Here is a 1,027-nt window from a genome sequence, read left to right as displayed (position 1 = left end):
GCCCGCGACCGGCAGCCAGTACGCCGCCATGGCGGTCGGCACCTGCGGGCTGCTCGCCCTGCGGATGCTGGACCCGCGCACCACCCTCTCCGTCCAGGTCGTCTTCTCGCTGCTCTCCGTCGTCCTCCTGGCGGGCGGCTACGCGCTCGCCGGGGTGCCCGGAGCCGCCTGGGGACTCTGCCTGGGCTCCGTCTGCAAGGCCGCCGCCACCTGGACCCGGGTCGCCCGGCTGCGCCGGGCCCCGGCCGCCGGACCGGACACCGTCAGCGCCGGCCCCTCCGGGAGCCGTTCCGGAAGCTGGTGACCAGCGCCAGGCACAGCGCCGCCACGGCCAGCTTCCCGGCGGCCTGGAGCAGCGGCCCGCGCAGCAGGATGAAGGTGTACCCGGCGACCAGCGGCACGGCCACGGCCAGCACACTGCCCGGCCCCGGCCCGGCCCGGGTCACCGCGAGCGCGTACCGCCGGTCCGTGCGGGCCGCCGCGTAGCCGGTCAGGGCCAGACCGCCCACCATGCCCGCCGCACCGAAGTCCACCCAGAGCTCCGTCCACAGCGGGGCGGAGAGGTTGGTCATGCTCATCCCCATCCACTCGCCCACCCGGACCCCGGTGTCCTCCGGCTTGCCGCTCCACATCGCGCGCGGCACGAAGAACAGTGCCGTGCCCGCCAGTTGACGGCCCCAGGTGTGGCCGCGGGTGTCCACCCAGGAGACGGCGTCGGCGAACATCACCGTCTGGTCGTAGTCCTTCGTGGCCAGCGGCTCGAAGACGGAGGCGGACCGCACGGGCCGGTAGCCCGCGTCGTCGTACCGGAAGCGGTCCGCGTACGGGAACAGCACCAGCGCGCCCACCACCCCCAGGGCCAGCACCGACCGGTACACCGCCGCGCTGCTCGGGAACGCGGTGAACAGCAGCGACACCAGCACCGTCAGGAACCAGTAACGCGCGTTGGACACGGGGTTGTTGACGATGACGTTGAGGGCCGCGAGGCCCGCCCACACCAGCACCGTCGACGGGGTGCGGCGGGGGG

General features: G+C 74.5%; 2 pseudogenes. One reads left to right on the top strand and one right to left on the bottom strand.

The window, feature by feature from the left end:
• Nucleotides 1-304 (top strand): annotated as a pseudogene (locus IH13_RS0126865) (hypothetical protein); the annotation flags it as partial.
• Here IH13_RS0126865 and IH13_RS0126860 read toward each other — a convergent pair.
• Nucleotides 264-1,027, bottom strand: a pseudogene (locus IH13_RS0126860) (hypothetical protein); the annotation flags it as partial. The pseudogenes IH13_RS0126865 and IH13_RS0126860 sit on opposite strands and share 41 nt — an antisense overlap.

This window comes from Streptomyces sp. NRRL WC-3549, from assembly GCF_000721935.1.
GTDB lineage: Bacteria > Actinomycetota > Actinomycetes > Streptomycetales > Streptomycetaceae > Streptomyces.
Note: the sequence above shows the minus strand (reverse complement) of the source record. Positions and strands in the feature narration are given on the sequence as shown.